We start from the raw sequence: 15657 nt of genomic DNA on the forward strand, positions 1-15657 counted from the left end.
TCGGCGGGCCGCCGTCGAGGCGGCGCGCCGAAGGTCGGGCCATCGACGGTCAGGCGGTCCTGGCGATCCGTTCGCGCCGGAACAGCAGCCAGCCGACGATCGCGACATTGAGCAGGTTCCACAGGATGCCGTTGATGAAGGCCGCCTGGTAGGACTGCGTCAGGTCGAAGATGACGCCCGACATCCAGCCGCCCAGCGCCATGCCGAGCAAGGTCGACATCAGCACCACGCCGACCCGCACCCCGGCCTCGCCCGCCGGGAAATATTCCCTGACGATAATGGCGTAACTCGGCACGATGCCACCCTGGAACAGGCCGAACAGGATCGAGAAGATATAGAGCGGGGTCAGGCCGTCGGAGGTCAGGAACAGCAGCAGGGCCGCGCCCTGCAGGACCGCGCTGAGCAGCAAGGTGGCGAGGCCGCCGATACGGTCGGCGACGAAACCGGAGGCAACCCGGCTGACGATGCCGAAGGCCAGCATCAGCGACAGCATTTCCGCGCCACGCGCCACGCCATAGCCGAGATCCGCGCAATAGGCGACGATATGGACCTGGGGCATGGCCATGGCGACGCAGCAAGCGACGCCGGCCACCGCGAGAAGCCACATCAGCGTGTTCGGGCTGACGCCGAGACCCGCCGCCTTGCGGTGTTGGGGCGAGGCGAGCGACGCCGCGGGTTCCGCCGGCGGGGCCTGGCGCAGCAGCAAGGCGAGCGGCGCCATGGTCAGCGCGACAAAAATGCCGATGGCGATATGGGTCATGCGCCAGCCGACCGATTCGAGCGCGAAACGAACAATCTGCGGCCAGACGGCGCCCGCGATATAGTTGCCGCAGGCGCAAAGCGCGACGGCGATGCCGCGGCGCTTGTTGAACCACAGCGAGATATGCGCCATCAGCGGCCCGAACACCGCCGCCGCGCCCAGCATGCCGATCAGCAGCCCATGGGCGGCGGCGAAAATCCAGACATTGGGCGCAAGTCCGGCGATCACATAACCGAGGCCCATGACCAGGCCACCACCCATGACCGGGAACATGATGCCGAAACGGTCGGTCAGCCGGCCCATCAGCACGCCGCCGACGGCGAAGCCGACCATGGTGAAGGTGTAGGGCAGGGAGGCCTCGCCACGCGCGATGCCGAAATCCGCCTGGACGGCAGGCAGCACCACCACGACCGACCACATGCCGACGCCGCCAATGGTGCCGAGCGCCAGCGCCACCAGAAGACGAATCCAGGCAGCCGGGCCGTCGATTGCCGACGACGCGGCCCGGTTGGGCTCAGGCGATGTGATTTGCAGCACGGTGTTGCCGTCCAATGACAGGGGCGCGGACGCTAACACTCTCCGTCTGCACAAAACAGCGGCAGTCCCGCGCAACGGCCGTGCACCGCCGGGCGGGCTCGGCGGCGCCTGGCCAGCCGATGACCGCTCAAGCCGCGTGGCGCTGGCCCGGCATCGGCCCGGTATAACGCGATTGCGGGCGGATCATCCGGCCGCTCTGTTCCTGCTCGAGCACGTGGGCGGTCCAGCCGGCGACACGGCCGGTCGCGAAGACATTGGTAAAGCTGTCGCGCGGCAGGTCGAGGGCTTCGAGCACCAGCGCGGTATAGAACTCGACATTGGTGTCGAGCGAGCGGCCGCTCTTGTGTTCGCGCAGCAGCGCCAGCGCGGCGGCCTCGACGGCCTCGGCGAAGCCGATCCGGTTGTCGCCGTGGCTGAGATCGGCCGCCACGCCCTTCAGCACGTCGGCGCGCGGATCGCGCACCCGGTAGATGCGGTGGCCGAAACCCATCAGGCGCTCGCCATCGGCCAGCGCCGCGGCGATCCACGGCCGGATATTGTCCGTCGTGCCGATGGCGTCCAGCATGTCGAGGACCGGGCCCGGCGCGCCGCCATGCAGCGGCCCCTTGAGCGCGCAGAGCGCCCCGACCACCGCCGAGAGAAGGCCGGCGCGCGTCGAGCCGATCACCCGTGCGGCAAAGGTCGAGGCGTTCAGGCCGTGATCGGCGACCGTGACGAGATAGGTCTCGAGAGCCCGGGCATGGGCGGCGGGCACGGCGCCGCCACGCATCATGCGGAGAAAATCCTCGGCCTGGCCGCGCTTGGCATCCGGCGCGACCGGCGCCAGGCCGCGCCGGCGCCGGGCAATCGCGGCGCTGAACACGGGCACGGCGGCCACCGCCAAGATATGGTGCGGTGTCGGAGCTGCGTCCGGCAGGGCCGCCAGGAGAAGGCGGAGAGCCTCGACGGCGGAAAGGCCGTCCGTCGTCGCGATCAGCGCGCCCACGGTTTCGAAAGCCGCGACGCGGGCCTGGCCGAGCGCGCTACGGATCGTCGCCTCATCCATCGATTCGGGCACGAAACCGTCCCAGAGCAGCGCCAGGACCGCTTCGAAGCTGCGCCGGCCAGCCAATTCGTCCAGATCGAAGCCGCGCACGATCAGGCGGCCGGCGGCGCCATCGACATGGCTCAGAACGGTTTCAGCGGCGATGACGTCATCGAGACCTGAAGACATGGCAATACCTCGTCATTTTCCCGTCGCCACCTTGCGCTTGAATTTCATGTCGTCAATATTGATTCATATAATCAATATTCGAGCCCATGACCCACGACCGCTTTCTCGACGCCAACACCGCCGCCGCCCAGCTCGGGATTTCCCGCGCCAGCCTCTATGCCTATGTCAGCCGCGGGCTGATTCAGGCCCGCGCCGATGCCGGCGATCCCAGGCGCAGCGTCTACCGGGCCGCCGATATCGAGCGGCTGGCGAAAACCAAGGCGCGCGGCCGCAAGCCCGAAGAGATCGCCGGCGCGACGCTCGACTGGGGACCGCCGGCGCTGTCGTCACGCATCACGCTGATCGACGACAACCGCCTGTTCTATCGCGGCCAGGACGCGGTCGAGCTTGCCGCGCAGGCGTCCGTCGAGGACACGGCCCGTCTGCTCTGGCAATGCGAAACGAACGACCCGTTCGCGGCTCCGGTCGATCTTGCCGGACCACTGGTGCCGACCGGGGCCTTGCCGATCGACCGCTGCCTCGGCCTGCTGGCGGAGCGCGGTGTCTATACGCGGATGATCTGGCAACGCGACGTCAGGCGGCTCTGGCCCGAGGCCGCCACGCTGTTGCGGCTGATGGCGGCAGGCGTCACCGGCGCGGCCCCGAGCCCGCGGCCGATTCACGAACAGGTGGCGCGCGCCTGGCATCTCGGCGCCGAGGGCGCCGAGATCATCCGGGCCGCCATGGTGCTCCTGGCCGATCACGAATCCAATGCTTCGGCCTTCGCCGTCCGGGTGATCGCCTCGACCGGCGCTTCCCTCGCCGCTTGCCTGCTCGGCGGCCTCGGCGCGCTGTCCGGGCCGCTCCATGGCGGCACGACCAGCCTGGTCGAAATCCTGTTCGAGGAAACCGAGCGGGTTGGCGATGCGGTGCGCGTCGTCGAAGAGCGGCTGAGGCGCGGCGACCGGCTGCCCGGCTTCGGCCATCCGCTTTATCCCGGCGGCGATCCCCGCGCCCGCGCGCTTCTGGCGCTTCTGCCCGAGGACCCGGTGCGCCAGGCCTTGCTCACCGCGATGGACGATATCGGGCAACGCGATCCGAACATCGATTTCGCCCTGGTCTCGGCCAGCCGGGCGCTGCGGCTCGCCGCCGGCGCATCTTTCGCGCTGTTCGCGCTCGGCCGCACCGTCGGCTGGATCGCCCATGCGCTGGAACAGCAACAGGACGGCACGTTGATCCGGCCGCGGGCTCGCTATGTCGGGCCGCAGCCCGTCGGCTAACCGGCTTCAGCTCCGGCTCGCCGAGCCAATCAGTCCCGACAGTGCGGCGCCAAGCCAGCCGACGATCAGCAGCACGCCGCCGGATGGCGCCGCCATGGGAAACAGCGCCACGCCGAAAAAGGCACGCCAGGCCAGGTCGCCGGAGAACAACAGGATGCCGGCGATCAGTCCCCAGGCGGCCATTTGGGCGATCCGACCGTTCAGCACGCCGGTCCGGCCGCCAATGGCAATGGCGAGAATGGCCGGCGCATGCAGCGACAGCATGCTGGCCGCGACATTCAGGCTGGTGCCGGCATAGGCATGGGTCGAAAGCGCGGCGAGCACCACGCCACCGGCGCCGATCAGGCCGGCGAGACAGGTGATCAGGCGAATGGCGGTCATGAACGGCTCCGGCGGGGTAACGGGGGCTGGGTCGCGGCGATCGTTCGTTCTCAGAGCACCTGGCACGGGCGGAGGCAAATCAATCCTCGCATGCGGGTTTCGCCGACACGGTCATGCGCCGCGCCTCTCGACCTCGCCGCTGTTCGCGTTTAGTTCTTGGCCATGTCCGCGCGCTCGACCGAGACCCTGAAGGACGCCAATGTGCTGCCGGAGCGTTTCGGCAGCTGGTTCGCCAGTCGCGGCTGGACGCCGCGCGCGCATCAGCTGGAGCTGCTGGCGCTCGGCCGGACCGGCCGCTCGGCGCTGCTGGTGGCACCGACCGGCGCCGGCAAGACGCTGGCCGGCTTCCTGCCGAGCCTTGTCGAGCTGAGCGCGATCAAGCCGCGCGAGCGCGCCGGCCTGCACACCCTCTATATTTCGCCCTTGAAGGCGCTGGCCGTCGACGTCGCCCGCAATCTCTACAAGCCGGTCGCCGAAATGGGCCTGGCGATGCGGATCGAAACACGTACCGGCGACACGCCGGCGGCCAAGCGGCTGCGCCAGCGCGCCGATCCGCCGCAGATCCTGCTGACCACGCCCGAGCAGTTGGCGCTGCTGATCGCCAGCGCCGACGCTCCCTTCCTGTTCGGCGGCCTCAAACGTATCGTGCTCGACGAACTTCATGCCCTGGTGACCTCCAAGCGCGGCGACCTGCTGTCGCTCGGCCTCGCCCGGCTGTTCGCGCTCGCGCCCGATCTGCAGATGGTCGGCCTGTCGGCGACCGTCGCCGATCCCGGCGATCTCGCGCGCTTCCTGGTGCCGCAGCATCAGGCCCGGCCGCCGGCCGAGATCGTCGTGGCGGAGGGCGGCGCGCGCGCCGAGGTCACGATGCTGGAGACACGCGCGCATCTGCCCTGGTCCGGCCATTCGGCCAAACATGCGATCAATGAGATCTACGAGGCGATCAAGACCCATCGCACCACGCTGATCTTCGTCAACACGCGTTCGCAGGCCGAACTGGTGTTTCAGTCGCTGTGGGCGATCAACGACGACGGCCTTGCCATTGCGCTCCATCACGGTTCGCTCGACGTCGCCCAGCGCCGGCGTGTCGAGGACGCCATGGCGGCGGGCCGGCTGAAGGCGGTGGTCTGCACCTCCTCGCTCGATCTGGGGGTCGACTGGGGCGACGTCGATCTGGTGCTGAATGTCGGCGCACCCAAAGGCGCCAGCCGCCTGATGCAGCGGATCGGCCGGGCCAATCACCGGCTCGACGAGGCCTCGCAAGCCGTGCTGGTGCCGGCGAACCGCTTCGAAGTGCTGGAGTGCCGGGCAGCACTCGAGGCCGTGCGCGACGGCGCGCAGGACACGCCGCCGCTGAGGACCGGCGCCTTCGACGTGCTGGCGCAGCATATTCTGGGCACCGCCTGCGCCGGCCCTTTCGCGGCGGCGGCGCTTTATGACGAAGTCCGCACGGCTGCGCCTTATGCCGATCTCGCCCAGGCCGATTTCGACGACGCCCTGGCCTTCGTCGCGACCGGCGGCTACGCGCTCAAGAGCTACGAGCGCTTCGCCAAGATCCGGCTCAACCGGAACGGCCTCTGGTCGATCGCCCATCCCAAGGTCGCCACCCAGTACCGGATGAATATCGGCACGATCGTCGAATCGACCATGCTGAAGGTGCGGCTGGTGCGGGCGGCGCGTCAGCCGAAACACGGCTATGCCGGACCGATCGCGCGGGGCGGCCGGGTTCTCGGCGAAATCGAGGAATATTTCATCGAAGGCCTGGTGCCGGGCGACACTTTCCTGTTCGCCGGCGAGGTCCTGCAATATGACGCGCTGGTCGAGGACGAGGTCTATGCATCGCGTTCGGCGGCGCGCGAACCGAAAATTCCGGCCTATTCCGGCGGCAAGTTCCCGCTCTCGACCTTCCTGGCCGAAGGCGTCCGGCGCATGCTGTCGGACCGGGCATCGTGGAAAGACTTGCCACGGCCGGTGGCCGACTGGCTGGAACTGCAGCGCCGGAGCTCGGTCATTCCCGCCAGGGACGAATTGCTGATCGAAACCTTTCCGCGCGGCGGCAAATATTATCTCGTGGCCTATCCCTTCGAAGGCAGGCTCGCCCACCAGACCCTGGGAATGCTGCTGACCCGCCGGCTCGAGCGGGCCGGCATGAAACCGATGGGTTTTGTCGCCACCGATTATTCGCTCTCGGTCTGGGGCCTTGTCGACCTCGGCGCCGCGATCGACCGCGGGAAGCTGTCGACGGCGGCTTTGTTCGACCAGGACATGCTGGGCGACGACCTGGAAGCCTGGCTCGCCGAAAGCCAGCTGATGAAGCGGATGTTCCGCGCCTGCGCGGTGATTTCCGGCCTGATCGAGCGACGCCACCCGGGCAAGGAGAAGACCGGCCGGCAGGTCACCTTGTCGACCGATCTCGTCTATGACGTGCTGCGCCGGCACGAGCCGGGCCATATCCTGCTCAGGGCGGCGCGCGCCGACGCGGCGACCGGGCTTCTCGACATCGCCCGCCTCGGCCAGATGCTCTCGCGCATCAAGGGGCGAATCGTGCACAAGCGTCTCGACCGGATCTCGCCGCTGGCCGTGCCGGTCATGCTGGAGATCGGCCGCGAACCAGTGCATGGCGAGGCGGCCGACGCGATCCTGGCCGAAGCGGAAGCCGGCATTCTGGCCGAAGCCGGCATCGGAGCATGAGATGACGACAGCCGCGCAGGCCCGGGTGACGACGGAAACCATTGTCGGCGTCGCCGGCCAGGCCTTCGTTGCCGACCGTTCGGGCGCGCTCTGGTGGGACGACACGCAGACGCTGGTCGTCTCCGACCTGCATCTGGAGAAGGGCTCGAGCTTCGCGGCGCGCGGGGTGCTGCTGCCGCCCTATGACACGGCGGCGACGCTCGCCATGCTGGATCTGGCTCTCGCCCGGTTCCGGCCGCGCCGGGTGATCGCGCTCGGCGACAGTTTCCACGACGGCGGGGCGCTGGAACGCATCGCCGAGAGCGATCGCGCGGCGCTGAGCGCCATGCAGCGCGGTCTCGCCTGGATCTGGATCGAAGGCAATCACGACGAGGCGCTGAGCGGCATCTTGCCGGGCGAACACGCGGCGAGGATCGAAGAGGCCGGGCTCACCTTTGTTCATGAGCCGGGCGCCATGCCGGCGGCGGGCGAGATCGCCGGTCATTTCCACCCTTGCGCCAAGGTGCGCGGACGCGGGCGGGGCATCAGGCGACGCGCCTTCGCCGGCGACGGGTCGCGCCTGGTGATGCCGGCCTTCGGTGCCTATACCGGCGGCCTGAATGTCCGGCATGCCGCGATCGAGGCCCTGTTTCCGCGCAGCTTTTCGGCCTTCGTGCTCGGCGACGAGCGCATCTACACGTTCCCGCAGGCCCATTGCTTGCCGGATTAGATCGGCGGCACGGTGATCATGGCCGGCTCATTTTGATCCAAACAATTCGTGGATATCAGGGACAAGCCCGGGCAGGACGATGTGTTGACCTCATTGTGCGCAGGGCCACGGCGGGGGTTCTGCGCTCGGTCGATCCAGCACCCGTCGCTCCAAGAGCAATTCTCGTCTTGGCCGGGCTTGTCCCGGCCATCCACGACTTGTTCGCGCTGAACGCGACCGATCAGACCACCCCGTGCAGCCGGACCCGCCGGCCGGCAAGCCGGGTCAAATCCCGAAGTGTTTCACGTGAATCAATTCACGAGCCGCCACGCCGATAGACCCAGACGCGCGCCGGCGGAATATTGCGCCAGACCCGGTCCGACGGCTCGGCGGCAAAATCGGCGCCCTTCAGCGGCACCGGCGACACCACGGCATAGGTGAACTGGATAAACGGTGCCGCGGCCTTCATCAGGCCGAAGGCCTCGTTCAGCAGTTTCAGCCGCACGGGCTCGGGCCGGGTGACCAGCGGCAGGCCCGATACGACGGCGTCGGCCGGCGCGGTGAGCCTGCCGGCAAGGGTCCGGCCGAGCGCATAGGCGTCGCCATGGACAACGGTCGCCTGCGGAAGGCGCTCCCGCAGCAAGCGGCAGAACTCGGCGGAATATTCGACCAGCACCAGGCGGGCCGGATTGACCCCGCGTTCGACCAGGGCAGCCGTCACCGGGCCCGTGCCGGGGCCAAGCTCGATGACCGGGCCGGTGCCGGCCGGATCGACATAACCGGCCATCCGGCGCGCAAGAACCGGGCCGGACGGCGTTACTGCGCCCATCCGAAGCGGATTCTTGAGCCAGTTTCGAAGAAAACGAGCTTCGTCATCGTGCCGCTGTTCCGAGCGGTTGCGCACGACGGCCCTGCTCGTGGGCGTGCGATCGACCATTGAAAGGTCCGACGAAAAAGGGTCCGTCGCGGACCCTGTCATGGTTCGGTCATTCGTATCGAGATGTCTCCGGAGGGTCAAGAACCGCTCCGCCATGCCGATCATCCTGGTTCAGGCTTCGCCAACGTGTCGTACCAGATCGCTTTTTCGCCCATTTCGGCAATAAAGGCGGCATGTCGCGCCACGGCATCCGCCGACAGGCGGGGGGCGAGAGGCTGTTCCCTTTGCCGGATCGTATTGTGTGCCGTGGTCGTACGCGTAGCCGCCCTGCGCGAATCAGCCAGCACGAGCGACCCCTGGCGGCCGCCGATGAGCTCGATATAGACCTCGGCCAGCAATTCGGCGTCGAGCAGCGCGCCGTGCTTGGTCCGCTTCGAATTGTCGATGCCGAAACGCGAGCAAAGCGCATCGAGACTGGCGGCGGCGCCGGGAAATTTGCGGCGCGCCATGGTCAGCGTGTCGAGCACACGGTCCATGCTGATCGCTTCGCGGCCGGTGCGCTTCAGTTCGGCATTGATGAAGCCCATGTCGAAGGAGGCATTGTGGATGACCAGCCGCGCACCCTCGGCGAAGGCGACGAACTCCTCGACGACATCGGCGAAGACAGGCTTTTCCTTCAGAAACTCAGCGGAGAGGCCGTGAACGCGAAACGCCTCTTCCGGCATGTCGCGCTCTGGATTGATATAGACGTGGAAGGTCCGGCCGGTCGGATATTGATTGACCATTTCGATGCCGCCGATCTCGACCAGCCGGTCGCCGCGCAGCGGGTCGAGCCCGGTGGTTTCGGTGTCGAGAATGATCTCGCGCATCAGGTTCTCCCACGGCTGCCGGCAAAGGCCCGGATGATCGCCTCGACCTGGCGGCGGGCCGCATCAAAGCCAAGCCCGGTATCGATCACCATATGGGCCCGCCGGCGCTTTTCGGCATCAGGCATCTGCCGGGCCAGGATGGCATCGAGCTTGTCCGGCGTCATCCCGGGGCGGGCGAGCACGCGCGCGCGCTGGGTCTCGGCCGGCGCCGACGTCACGATCACCGCATCGACCTGGGCCTGGCCTTCGGTTTCCAGCAGCAAGGGAATGTCGAGCACGACCAGCGAGCGGCCGTCGGTCCGGCATCGGGCGAGAAAGCCCTGCTTGGCCTGCTGCACCAGGGGATGGACGATGGCCTCGAGCTGGCGCAACGCCTCCGGCTTGCCGAGCACCGCCGCGCCGAGCTTCGCCCGGTCGACGATGCCGTCCACGACGACGCCCGGAAAGGCCGCCTCGATCAGCGGGGCTGCTTCACCGCGATAAAGCCGGTGGACGACGGCGTCGGCATCATGCACGGGGATCCCCGCCGCGCGGAAGAAGCCCGAGGTCGTCGATTTGCCCATGCCGATCGAGCCGGTCAGTCCGAGCACTAGCATTTCAGGATCCTCTGACGTCGGCGGCGATCAGATCATAGAGAGCAGGCGTCACTTCCGGCGCAACACCGAACCAGCGGGTGAAGCCGGGTATCGCCTGGTAGAGCAACATGCCGAGGCCGCCGACCGTGCGATGGCCGCGCGCCGCGGCCTGGACGATCAGATCGGTTTCCAGCGGCACGTAGACGATATCGCTGACGATCGCGGTCGCCTTGAGACCGTCGAGGTTCAGCTCCAGCGGGGGCTGGCCGGTCATGCCCAGCGCCGTCGTATTGATCAGGAGGTCGACCGAGGGCAGGGCCGATCCAATCTCGCCCAAGCCGGCGGCATGGACCCGCGCGCCGAATGCGGTGGCCATCGCCTCGGCCTTGCCCAGCGATCGATTCGCCACCGTAATCCTCGGCACTCCGCGCGACAGCAGGCCGTGAACGATGCCGCGCGCCGCGCCGCCGGCACCGAGCACCAGGCTATGATCCGTTTCCCCGGCCCAGCCGGGCTGTTCGGCGTCCAGGCTTGCCAGGAAACCCGCGACATCGCTGTTGGTGCCGTGCAGCCGGCCGCCGTCGAGCCAGATCGTATTGGCGGCGCCAAGTGCCGCGGCCGCCGGTTCGATCTCGTCCAGCAGCGCAAAGGCCATTTCCTTGTGGGGTAAGGTCACGTTGCAGCCGACATAACCGCGGTCGGCCAGGCCGCGCAGGAATCGTTCGAAATCGGCCGGCGCGACGCCCTCCTGGACGTAGTCGCCGGAAATGCCGTGCTGAGCCAGCCAATAGCGGTGAATCATCGGCGATCGGCTGTGCCGGACCGGCCAGCCGACAATGCAGGCGCGTTTCATGATGCGATGAGACCTTGCTTCCTGAGCGCCGCCAGGAGCGGCAGGAGCGGCATGCCCAGGATGGTGAAATAATTGCCCTCGACGCGATCGAACAGCTGAATGCCGAGGCCTTCATAGTGATAGCAGCCGACCGAGCTCAGGACCTGGTCGCCCATCGCGGCGAGGTAGCCGTCCAGGAAATCGTCGGAGAAATGGCGCACATGCATGGCGGCCGAAGCGACGGTCGCGAAGATCAGTTCACCATCGCGCGCCAGGGCCACGCCCGAATGGAGATGGTGGATTCGCCCGCGAAACGACGCGAGCTGGATCCGCGCCGCGGCGACCGTCTGCGGTTTCGAATAACGCTGATTGCCGAGCGCCAGGGTCTGGTCGGCACCGATCACCACCCGCCCGGGCATCAACAGGCTGACCGCTTTGGCCTTGGCCTCCGCCAGGAGCCGGGCCACCTCGGCCGGTCCATGGCCGGCGGCGCTCCAGGTTTCGTCGAGCCCGCGTTCGTCGATATCGGCGGGCACGAGTTCCGCCGTGATGCCGGCATCGGCCAGCATGGCACCTCGCGCCTTCGATTTCGAAGCCAGGACAAGCATGGTCAGTCGGCGCTCCGATCCGCCAGCGCGCGGCGGTGATCCTTCAGATAATTGATGATGGCGGCGGCGGTCTCTTCGATCGAGCGTCGCGTCACATCGATCATCGGCCAGCTCTTGGCGGCGAAAAGCCGACGCGACAGGGTGATCTCCTCGGCGACCGCAACACGATCGACATAGCTCGATTTGTCCTGGGTCGCGTTCAGGCTGAGAATCCTGTTCTCGCGGATCTGCACGATCCGCTCCGGGCTGGCGAACAGCCCGACCACGAGCGGCTTTTTCAGCGCCTCGATATTGGGGGGCAGGGGAATGCCCGGCACCATCGGAATATTCGCCGTCTTGACGCCACGGTTGGCGAGATAGATCGAGGTCGGTGTCTTCGAGGTCCTGGACACGCCGACCAGCAGCACGTCGGCCTCTTCCCAGTTCTCCGGCAATTGGCCGTCATCATGCATCATCGTGTAGTTCAAAGCGTCGATGCGCAGGAAATATTCGGCGTTGAGCACGTGCTGGGCGCCGACCCGCGGGGTCGAGGCCGCGCCGAGGTAGTTCTGGAACATGGCGAGCACCGGCGCCAGGACCGACATGCAGGGGCAGCCGAATTCGCGGCATTTTCCCTCGAGCCGGTCGGACAATTCGCGATCGACCAGGGTGTAGAGCACGATGCCCGGGTTGTTTTCGATCTCGGAAATGACCCGGTCGAGCTGCTTTTGCGAGCGGACCAGGGGATAGACGTGCTCGATCGCCGAAACGGTGGCGTATTGCACCGCTGCCGCCCGGCCGACGGTCATCAGCGTTTCGCCGGTCGCGTCCGAGACGAGGTGCAGGTGGAAGTAGCTTTCGTGTCGCTGGGTCATCAGCCTCGCCCGGGGACCCGCGTTGTATGCGGCTGTGGATGATTGCGGACAAGGCCATGCCGAACGGAAGACGGCAAGACTTTTCATGTGAAACAGCGCTCAGCCGTCCCCAGCTTGTCAAAACGGGATATCGAATCCGACCCGGTCCGGGATGACCGGGAGACCGACCGTGAAAGCCCGTCGGCGCGGCCGCGCAAAGCGCAGCGATGCCAGAGGCTTGAGGACCCCGCAGCGATCGCTTGGGCCGGCCCCGCCGGCCATCGCCGATGGCTGAACAGCCTTTGGATAGCTTGTGGACGACTTTGGCTTCCCCTAATCCAAGGCCAAGGAATCATAAAAGACTCTCTTTAAGAATAGTCTTGAAGGGAATGAAGGAAGACAGGCGCCCTGGTGACAAAGTCCCTCCTCTCCGTCCTGAAAGGCGACCGGCAGCCGAGCCCTCCCATCTGGATGATGCGTCAGGCCGGACGCTACCTGCCGGAATATCGCGCGGTCAGGGCCGAGGCGGGATCGTTCCTCAACCTCTGCTTCAACCCGGACAGGGCGGCCGAGGTCACCTTGCAGCCGATCCGCCGATTCGGCTTCGACGGAGCGATCCTGTTCTCCGATATTCTGGTCGTGCCGCACGCACTCGGACAACAGGTCACTTTCGAAGCCGGAGAAGGCCCCAGGCTCGATCCGATCGGCGACCGCGAGGGTTTGAAGAGGCTCTCCGATGATCTCGATCCGGCCGTGGTGGAGCCGGTCTACGAGACCGTCCGGCGGGTCAAGGCGAGCTTGCCCCAGGAGGTGACCTTTCTCGGCTTCTGCGGGGCGCCCTGGACGGTGGCGACCTATATGATCGCCGGTCGAGGCGGCGAGGATCAGGCCGCGGCGCGGCTGTTTGCCTATCGGGACCCGGACGGTTTCGGTTTGCTGATGGATCGGCTGGTCGAGGCTTCCATCGCTTATCTCGTCGGGCAGATCCGTGCGGGCGTCGATGCCGTGCAGATCTTCGATACCTGGGCCGGGATCCTGCCGGCGCCGGAATTTCGCCGCTGGTGCGTCGAGCCGGTCGCCCGCATCATCGCCGGCGTCCGGCAGGCGGTCCCTGGCGTGCCGGTTATCGTCTTCCCGAAAGGCGCGGGCTTCCGGCTGAAAATGACGGCCGAGCACAGCGGTGCCGATGCCGTCGGGCTGGACTGGACGGCGGATGCCGATTTCGTCCGGCGTGAGATCCAGCCGACCGTGGCGGTGCAGGGCAATATCGACCCGCTGGCGCTGCTTGCCGGCGGGGCCGCTCTCGACCGTGCCGTCGACCAGGCCCTGACCGACTATGCCGGCGGTCGATATGTGTTCAATCTCGGCCATGGCATCCTGCCGCCGACGCCGATCGGCCATGTCGAGCAAATGGTCGCGCGCGTCCGCGCCTGGAGGTCGTGATGGCGGGACCGCGCCTGTCCGGCGCCGACCGGGCGAGGCGGGCGGTGACCGCGCTCGCCATCACCGCGGCGCTGGTCGTGGCTCTCGGCTGGCTCGCGCCGGCGAGCGGCATGCTCTGGATCAAGGCGTTTCACGTGATCGCGGTGATCTCGTGGATGGCCGGCATGCTCTATCTGCCGCGCCTGTTCGTTTATCACTGCGCGGCGGCACCGGGCTCGGAAAGCTCCGAGACGTTCAAGGCAATGGAAGCCAGGCTGCTCGAATATATCATCAATCCCGCGATGATCGTGACCTGGGCTCTCGGTCTCTGGCTCGCCTGGACCAGCTTCCGCTTTCATGGCGGCTGGCTGCACGCCAAGATCGGCCTGGTTTTCCTGCTGTCTGGCGTTCACGGATATTTCGCCGGCGCGACCCGGGCTTTCGCGGAGGATCGAAACACCAGGAGCGCCCGGCACTGGCGGCTGATGAACGAGGTGCCGACGCTGATCATGATCGCCGTGGTGATCCTGGTCATCGTCAAGCCGTTCTAGGCCGGCCGCCGCGTCATCGGGACGCGCCGCGAACCGGCCCCGGCGGGGCTTGCAATTGCCGGGCGCAGCGCTTATTCCAAATGCGCCTCCCCAAACGCAGACAGGGTCATCTGCAGTAGCACCGTCGCGTGCCGCTCCTTGATCCGGATAGAGGCCTCCCCGGCCCCGCATTCCCTCGCGATCTGCGACTTTCATTCCCCCCTTGTTACGGTGCGGTTCCGGTTCATTTTTGTTCCGCGCCCTCGGCCGTCCCACACCTTTGCGGTTCCGATGCAGCAGATCAAACTCCAAGACATCAAATCTAAATCACCCACCGAACTCCTGGCTTTCGCAGAAGAGCTGCAGGTCGAAAACGCCTCGACGCTCCGCAAGCAGGAGATGATGTTCGCCTGCCTCAAGCAGCTGGCGGCGCAGGACATCGAAATCATCGGCGAGGGCGTCGTCGAAGTGCTGCAGGACGGCTTCGGTTTCCTGCGCTCGCCCGACGCCAATTATCTCGCCGGCCCCGACGATATCTACGTCTCGCCCTCGCAGATCCGCCGCTTCGGCCTGCGCACCGGCGACACGATCGAAGGCCAGATCCGGTCGCCTAAGGAAGGCGAGCGCTATTTCGCCCTGCTCAAGGTCAACCTCATCAATTTCGAGGAGCCGGAGAAGGCGCGCCATAAGGTCAATTTCGACAACCTGACGCCGCTCTATCAGAATCAGCGCATCAAGCTCGAAAACGAAGACCTGACCAAAAAGGACTTCTCGGCCCGCGTCATGGACGTGGTCGTGCCGATCGGCAAAGGCCAGCGCGCACTGATCGTCGCACCGCCGCGGACGGGTAAGACCGTGCTGCTGCAGAACATCGCCCAGTCGATCACCCGCAACCACCCGGAATGCTATCTGATCGTTCTGCTGATCGACGAACGGCCGGAAGAAGTCACCGACATGCAGCGCTCGGTGAATGGCGAGGTGATTTCCTCGACCTTCGACGAGCCGGCGACCCGCCACGTCCAGGTTGCGGAAATGGTCATCGAAAAGGCCAAGCGCCTGGTCGAGCACGGCCGCGACGTCGTCATCCTGCTCGATTCGATCACCCGTCTCGGCCGCGCCTACAACACGGTGGTGCCGTCTTCCGGCAAGGTGCTGACCGGTGGTGTCGACGCCAATGCGCTGCAGCGCCCGAAGCGCTTCTTCGGCGCCGCCCGCAATATCGAAGAGGGCGGCTCTCTGACCATCATCGCCACCGCGCTGATCGACACCGGCAGCCGCATGGACGAAGTGATCTTCGAAGAGTTCAAGGGCACCGGCAACTCGGAAATCATCCTGGACCGCAAGGTCGCCGACAAGCGCACCTTCCCCTCGATCGACATCACTCGCTCCGGCACCCGTAAGGAAGAGCTACTGGTGGCACCCGACATCCTCAAGAAGATGTATGTGCTGCGCCGGATCCTCAATCCGATGGGCACGGTCGACGCGATCGAGTTCTTGCTCGACAAGCTGCGCCAGACCAAGACCAATGGCGACTTCTTCGATTCGATGAACACGTAACGCCTTTCGATTCGCCGGCGTAACA

15 protein-coding genes are annotated in these 15657 nt (G+C 66.6%); 6 read left to right on the forward strand and 9 right to left on the reverse strand.

Annotated features, from left to right (window positions below; all coding sequences use genetic code 11):
- Positions 1–49: 49 nt before the first annotated feature.
- Together AC07WJ_RS01170 and AC07WJ_RS01175 are read right to left on the reverse strand one after the other, a co-directional pair.
- Positions 50–1288: an MFS transporter gene (locus AC07WJ_RS01170; RefSeq protein WP_494933804.1), complete on the reverse strand. Its 1239-nt coding sequence runs from the start codon at positions 1286–1288 to the stop codon at positions 50–52.
- A 136-nt stretch (positions 1289–1424) separates the two neighbouring features.
- Positions 1425–2510 (reverse strand): citrate synthase/methylcitrate synthase, encoded by a 1086-nt coding sequence (locus AC07WJ_RS01175; RefSeq protein ID WP_494932697.1) that lies wholly within the window; start codon positions 2508–2510, stop codon positions 1425–1427.
- A gap of 86 nt (positions 2511–2596) precedes the next feature.
- Between AC07WJ_RS01175 and AC07WJ_RS01180 the strand changes: the two genes are divergently transcribed.
- Positions 2597–3769, forward strand: coding sequence for a citrate/2-methylcitrate synthase (locus AC07WJ_RS01180; protein ID WP_494932698.1), 1173 nt, complete (start codon positions 2597–2599; stop codon positions 3767–3769).
- A gap of 6 nt (positions 3770–3775) precedes the next feature.
- Here the strand turns inward: AC07WJ_RS01180 and AC07WJ_RS01185 are convergent, their stop codons facing one another.
- On the reverse strand, positions 3776–4150 hold the full coding sequence (locus tag AC07WJ_RS01185; RefSeq protein ID WP_494932699.1) for a DUF423 domain-containing protein: 375 nt from the start codon (positions 4148–4150) through the stop codon (positions 3776–3778).
- Positions 4151–4312: 162 nt separating this feature from the next.
- Here AC07WJ_RS01185 and AC07WJ_RS01190 point away from each other — a divergent pair, with 162 nt between their 5' ends.
- Together AC07WJ_RS01190 and pdeM are read left to right on the forward strand one after the other, a co-directional pair.
- Entirely contained in the window at positions 4313–6841 is a 2529-nt protein-coding gene (locus AC07WJ_RS01190) for a ligase-associated DNA damage response DEXH box helicase (RefSeq protein WP_494932700.1), read from the forward strand.
- Position 6842: 1 nt separating this feature from the next.
- Complete coding sequence (gene pdeM, locus AC07WJ_RS01195; RefSeq protein WP_494932701.1) at positions 6843–7550, forward strand: ligase-associated DNA damage response endonuclease PdeM; 708 nt, start codon at positions 6843–6845, stop codon at positions 7548–7550.
- 295 nt (positions 7551–7845) lie between these two features.
- Here pdeM and AC07WJ_RS01200 read toward each other — a convergent pair whose 3' ends face one another.
- The 6 genes from AC07WJ_RS01200 to AC07WJ_RS01225 form a co-directional block, all read right to left on the reverse strand.
- Positions 7846–8466 carry a class I SAM-dependent methyltransferase gene (locus AC07WJ_RS01200; protein ID WP_494932702.1) on the reverse strand — a complete coding sequence of 207 codons (621 nt, stop codon included), beginning with the start codon at positions 8464–8466 and terminating at the stop codon, positions 7846–7848.
- Between the two features lie 101 nt (positions 8467–8567).
- The gene (gene dnaQ / locus AC07WJ_RS01205; RefSeq protein ID WP_494932703.1) at positions 8568–9275 is read right to left on the reverse strand and encodes a DNA polymerase III subunit epsilon; all 708 of its coding nucleotides are present in this window, start codon (positions 9273–9275) and stop codon (positions 8568–8570) included.
- Positions 9275–9871 carry a dephospho-CoA kinase gene (gene coaE, locus AC07WJ_RS01210; RefSeq protein ID WP_494932704.1) on the reverse strand — a complete coding sequence of 199 codons (597 nt, stop codon included), beginning with the start codon at positions 9869–9871 and terminating at the stop codon, positions 9275–9277. The genes dnaQ and coaE overlap by 1 nt, the downstream gene beginning before the upstream one ends.
- A gap of 1 nt (position 9872) precedes the next feature.
- A complete protein-coding gene (locus tag AC07WJ_RS01215) occupies positions 9873–10703 on the reverse strand; it encodes a shikimate dehydrogenase (RefSeq protein ID WP_494932705.1) in 831 nt (276 codons plus the stop codon).
- Entirely contained in the window at positions 10700–11290 is a 591-nt protein-coding gene (locus AC07WJ_RS01220; protein WP_494932706.1) for a Maf family protein, read from the reverse strand. The genes AC07WJ_RS01215 and AC07WJ_RS01220 overlap by 4 nt, the downstream gene beginning before the upstream one ends.
- Before the next feature lie 2 nt (positions 11291–11292).
- Positions 11293–12144 carry a pyruvate, water dikinase regulatory protein gene (locus tag AC07WJ_RS01225; protein WP_494932707.1) on the reverse strand — a complete coding sequence of 284 codons (852 nt, stop codon included), beginning with the start codon at positions 12142–12144 and terminating at the stop codon, positions 11293–11295.
- Positions 12145–12534: 390 nt separating this feature from the next.
- Between AC07WJ_RS01225 and hemE the strand changes: the two genes are divergently transcribed.
- From hemE to rho, 3 genes are all read left to right on the forward strand, one after another.
- Entirely contained in the window at positions 12535–13566 is a 1032-nt protein-coding gene (hemE, locus tag AC07WJ_RS01230) for a uroporphyrinogen decarboxylase (protein ID WP_494932708.1), read from the forward strand.
- Positions 13566–14096: a protoporphyrinogen oxidase HemJ gene (hemJ, locus tag AC07WJ_RS01235; protein ID WP_494932709.1), complete on the forward strand. Its 531-nt coding sequence runs from the start codon at positions 13566–13568 to the stop codon at positions 14094–14096. The genes hemE and hemJ overlap by 1 nt, the downstream gene beginning before the upstream one ends.
- 270 nt (positions 14097–14366) lie before the next feature.
- Entirely contained in the window at positions 14367–15632 is a 1266-nt protein-coding gene (rho, locus tag AC07WJ_RS01240; protein WP_494932710.1) for a transcription termination factor Rho, read from the forward strand.
- The last annotated feature ends 25 nt before the right edge of the window (positions 15633–15657 follow it).

It is taken from the genome of Phreatobacter sp. GW821-FHT04C01 (assembly GCF_059420385.1).